The following is a 4,817-nucleotide window of genomic DNA, read 5'->3' as shown; positions in this document are numbered from 1 at the left end:
GGCGAGTGAGTCAGGAGAGAGGTGCGGCGGTAGCAGTACCAGCTGCAGAATTAGGCGGAGCCGGGAGGCGGTGGGCTGGGCGGGATCGTGGGGGAGGGGCGTGTGGGCTGTGACTCGGCGGCGTGGGAGTGGGGGGAGTGTGACGACGGTGCAGGGGGGTGAGGGCGGAGATGTGGACTGAGCGGTGGCGTGGGTGTGGCGTATCTGACGATGGGCAGGGGTGTTGGTCGAGGGGGGGTAGGGGGTGGGTGGTGGGGTGTGGGTCGGCGGGGGGGGGGGGGGGGGGGTGACCTGCATCTAGTTTATCACCATCGGTACGCAAGGGTTCCAAAAACGGACCGCCTGAATCCTTCGAAGGCGGTGCCTTGGTAGAAGCCGGACGTAAAGTACCTTTGGTCGAATAGGTTTAGAGCGTTGACAGACAAGGTCACGCCCTTCCAGCTCGGGGCGAGGCGAGCTAGGTCGTAGCTCAAGGAGGCATCGACCAGGGCGTAAGAAGGAAGTTTATCGATGTTGGTGATATCCGTCGTCTCCCCGACGTAGCGGACACCGGCCCCAACACGGAGGCCAGCCAGGGTGCTCGATAGTGGTAGCGCATAATCCACGAAGAGGGACAGAGCGTTGGTCGGTACGTTTGGTAGGCGGTTACCGAGATTGCTACGTCCGGTGAACGGGTTGACGTTGTCCCGTGTGATCTTGGTTTCGAGATAGGCATAACCGGCGACTAGGTTCAGTCCCTCCGCAATAGTGGTCTTCGCCTCTAGTTCGATGCCGCGAGACACGGCTTCACCGGTCTGGACCAAAAAACCCGGCGCACTTGGGTCTGCGGTGGGCACGTTCGTCTGCGTGATGTCAAAGGCAGAGAACGTATAGATGCTGTTCGTGCCGACCGGCTGGTACTTTACTCCTGCTTCGACCTGCTTGCCTTCAGACGGATCAAGGATGGTCCCATCGCGCCGATTTCCCGCATTGAGGGCAAAGGACGTAGAATAGGCGACGTAGGGCACAATGCCGGCAGCGAATTCGTAACCAAGGGCGGCACGATAGGTGAAGGCATCCGGGTTCACTCTTACGGTCGTATTGCTGAGCTTGTCGGAGACCGTCGCGCTGGCATAGTCCTGGCGGATGCTTCCCGTTAGAATGAAGCCGTTGAACTTGATCTGGTCTTGCGCATAGAGGCCGACCTGCGAGTAGATCCCATCGCTGGCGTAGTCAATCGCCGTCGGCAGTGAAATGCGAGTGGGATAGACTGGGTTGTAAAGATCAATAAAGAATTCGTCCGAGCTGAATTTCCGGCGATCCCGATCCTGGTATTGCCAGAAATCGATGCCGGCTACGACGTTGTGCTGCACGCCCCAGAGGTCGAAGCGGCCCTCGATATGGTTGTCGGTGAGGATCGCGTCCGAAGACTGCTTCCTTTGGTACGGAAAGATTCCGTAAAGGCGGTCGTCGACCAGGGTACCGCTGGAGGCCCCCACGAGGTTGAAGCTGCTCTGCGTCGCGACGAAGCGGGCGGCGGAATGGAAGATCCAGTTGTCTGCGAAAGTGTGGTCGAGGATGTAGCCGATCGATGTCGACTCGATATCCTCCTTATTGAAGCTCGGAACACCAAGAAACAGACTGCGCTGGAAACGCCCTAATGGTCCGGCATTAAGGGAGCCCATGATCGGAGTGCTCTGTTCGGATCCACCGCGGTTGTAGCGGGCATATTTCGCCAGCACGGTCAGCGACGTGTCGGCATCCGGCCGCCAAGTGACGGAGGGTGCCAGATAGATCCGGTCGTCCGGCGAAAAGGCGACTTGGGTATCCGAGCGTCTTGCAAGGCCGGTGAAACGGTAGGCGAACTGCTCGTTGCCCACGACCGGTCCGGTCAGGTCGAAGCCGCCCTGAAGGCGGTTGTAGTTGCCCCCCTGAAGGTAGACCTCGTTAGATTGGGTGAAACTCGGCCGCTTCGACACGAGGTTGACGATACCCCCCGGTTGCCCTTGGCCGTACAGTACTGAGACCGGCCCCTTGATGATGTCGATACGTTCGTAAGCGTAGGGCTCAATGTTCTGGTTGTAGGCGTTGAAGCCGGCCCGCAGCCCATCCTCGTAGACGTTCTCCAACCCGATGCTGCGGAAGCCCCGGATCGTGAAATCGGGTGTGCCCTGCCCTCCGGGATAATCGCTGGCCTTGACGTTCGGGGTGTAGGCGACCGCCGTGTTGATATCCTGCACGCCACGGACATCGAGTTCCTCGCGGGTAATGACGCTCACCGTCGCCGGAGTCTCCAGGATCGACGCATTGCTCTTCATGCCGGCGGTGGAGCGGGTGGCGACAAAGCCAGTGGTGCCGAAGGTTGGCGTCTGCGCTTCTACCGATAGTTCATCAAGACGGACGTCGGCGCTGTCCGGGACGTCAATTGCGCCGGTACGATCGACCGGGCGGATCATAACGGTCTCGGAATCACGGAAGCTGTAGGTGAGCCCCGTTCCTTTCAGGATCGCTGCGAGGGCCTCGCGGGGAGGCAATGCCCCGAGTGCCCCAGGCGAGCGCAGGCCGCGGGCTAAGCCGCCGTTGAGAAAGAACTGGATGCCGGTGCGGTCGGTGAATTGGACGAGAGCATCGGCAAGGGGCTGAGGACCGATATCGAAGACGTACCTAGCCATCGCCTCCGTAGGCTGAGCCGAGGCCAGTTGCGGCATGCTTGCGCCTAGGGCGGCTGCGACGGCGATGGCGCCGATCCACCCGGTATTCCTGCATCGCCCCCAATGGGAACGCGCACGACCCTCTCCGCCTCTTCTTACCTGACCCATCACCCACCGTTCCTATCGCCCATTTCAGCAGGCGTGCCGATTTCCGAGGGGCTTGCCGAGTTCCCTCAAAACGAAGGACCCCCGAGATGGATGGAAGGACTATCCGCAGTGTGCGATTTTTCGGCCCGTTTGCTCTACAGGGGCCGGATCAGCGTGAGGAGCTGGGTGAATTCAGTGACCCGGATCGGCAGGGTTTCGCCGATGGTGGTCAGAGCGTCGCGCGTCCGGCGCGCGTCGAAGGCCGCTGTGACCGAAAGATCGCCAATCGTGTCGCTAAGCAGGATGATCCGCCCACGGCGGTAGCGTTCGAGTTCTGCCGCCACCAGGCGGAGGGGCGTATCCCGGAACACGATCCGATCCTGGCGCCAGGCGATAACGTCGGGAAGATCGGCTCGAGTAAGAAGTGGCGGCCGGGAGTGATCGTAGCGGGCCTGCCATCCCGGCTCGACCTGAAGCTCGCGGTATCCATCGGCGTCCACATCGACGGTCCTTGTCATCGTGGTGACGGTCACTGAATCGCCGAGACGCTTGACGTCGAAACTGCCCCCCGGCGTCCGTGCGGTCACCGACCCAGCGACGAGTGAGAAGGGACGCGCGGCTTCGACGCGGGCTTCGACGAAGCCCTGGCCGCGATGCAGGACGACGCGGCGGAGTTCCGGCAGGTCGGCGAGGGACAAGGCACTGTCGCTGCCGAGCTCGACCCTGCTGCCATCGGGCAATGTCAGGGCGAGTCGCTCACCGGTTCCGGTTCGGAAATCAGCGAACAGGTCCGGCCGGCCGGCGACGAGTGCCGCGCCGCCGCCGGCCAAGCCCATGCTCACGGCGCCGACAATGAACTTGCGCCTGTCGGGAGAGGGGCGTTTCCGTCGTCCTTGCGCATGCTCGGAGACCACGTCGAAGCGGTCCCACAGAGCCTTCGCCCGCGCGAATGCAGTGGGGTGAGCGGGGTCGGCGGCGAGCCAGGCCTCGAATGCCCCTTGGTCGAACGAGCCGTGCGCACCGTCCTGCGAGCGGACGAACCACGCCAGCGCGGCTTCCATCTGACGCTCAGAGACATTTCCGGTTGTAGGTTCGGGCGACACGCTGGTTGAGGCTATCGGTGAACGGGAAGGGTCGATGTTCTACGGGAAGCCGAGGGAGTGATCTAGAGTTGCCAGGGCGGCGACCAATTGGTTGACGACGGTCCGAGGTGCGATGTCGAGTCGTAGGGCGATTTCGGCATGGGAGAGCCCCTCGAACCGGCTCAACACGAAGATCTGGCGTCGACGTGGTGGCAGGCTTGCAACGGCTTCGAGAAGATGGCGCAATTCGCTGCGGTGTAGAACAACGGCTTCGGGCGACGGGGTCGGATCGACGATCCGTTCGAAGGCTTTGTCATCGATTGTGACCTCCCGTCGGCGTTTGCCATCGCGGAGGTAGTTCAACCCAAGATTGCGCGCGGCAACGACCAGTTCCGGGCGGGCCGCATGCCCACGCGGCAGGAAGCGAAGGAAAGCTTGCTGCACCAGATCTTCAGCCGCCGCACGATTGCCGACGATCCGGCGCAAGAATCGGCTGAGCCGTCCATGCTCCGAGATGTAGAGAGACGTTAGATCGTGTGCCGGCGTATCCATTTTCCGGCCTTTCGCCTGCTCTGGAAGCAACTATCATTTCGAGTGCTGCACACCTTTGGTGGACTGCAAAAAACTAAGCAAGTTGAATGTTCTAGAGTGATTTTAATCTGGTGACTCGCTCTCTTACTACGAACTGGTCCGCCAGCCCGCTAACGCCTTATGCTCGCGAGCATTCTTGCGTGGAAGAACCATCGATTACGGGACATCAGAAGCGGGGTCGCCGTGGGACTACGCGGTATGAGTAAAATTCGAAGGATGCCCCGCTGATGCCGTGGGGCTGAGCTACAGGTCGGCGGTGGCGATGAAGGGGCGATGCGGGGAGAACCGGCGCAGTTCGGGTTCCATAGTTTCAAACACTTAGCGTGGGCTGATTTCGCGAGAAGTGTGAGATGTCGTCACTCGGGGG

At 61.4% G+C, this 4,817-nt stretch carries 3 protein-coding genes; all 3 read right to left on the bottom strand.

The genetic code is table 11. From position 1 onward, the window contains the following. Positions 1 to 305 precede the first annotated feature (305 nt). The 3 genes from MKK51_RS10460 to MKK51_RS10450 all read right to left on the bottom strand — a co-directional run bounded on the left by MKK51_RS10460 (position 306) and on the right by MKK51_RS10450 (position 4,411). Positions 306 to 2,687: a TonB-dependent siderophore receptor gene (locus MKK51_RS10460; protein WP_243976917.1), complete on the bottom strand. Its 2,382-nt coding sequence runs from the start codon at positions 2,685 to 2,687 to the stop codon at positions 306 to 308. 245 nt (positions 2,688 to 2,932) lie between these two features. Further along, complete coding sequence (locus MKK51_RS10455) at positions 2,933 to 3,838, bottom strand: FecR family protein (protein ID WP_243976916.1); 906 nt, start codon at positions 3,836 to 3,838, stop codon at positions 2,933 to 2,935. 81 nt (positions 3,839 to 3,919) lie between these two features. After that, a complete protein-coding gene (locus MKK51_RS10450; RefSeq protein WP_243976915.1) occupies positions 3,920 to 4,411 on the bottom strand; it encodes an RNA polymerase sigma factor in 492 nt (163 codons plus the stop codon). Positions 4,412 to 4,817: the final 406 nt, after the last annotated feature.

The organism is Methylobacterium sp. E-045, assembly GCF_022829685.1.
In the GTDB taxonomy this organism is placed as follows: Bacteria; Pseudomonadota; Alphaproteobacteria; order Rhizobiales; family Beijerinckiaceae; genus Methylobacterium.
Note: the sequence above shows the minus strand (reverse complement) of the source record. Positions and strands in the feature narration are given on the sequence as shown.

What these genes read in the sequence shown, in the direction of transcription:
- MKK51_RS10460 (WP_243976917.1), bottom strand. Translation starts at nt 2,687, where the DNA reads ATGCCGCAACTGGCCTCGGCTCAGCCTACGGAGGCGATGGCTAGGTAC.
- MKK51_RS10450 (WP_243976915.1), bottom strand. Translation starts at nt 4,411, where the DNA reads ATGGATACGCCGGCACACGATCTAACGTCTCTCTACATCTCGGAGCAT.
- MKK51_RS10455 (WP_243976916.1), bottom strand. Translation starts at nt 3,838, where the DNA reads ATGGAAGCCGCGCTGGCGTGGTTCGTCCGCTCGCAGGACGGTGCGCAC.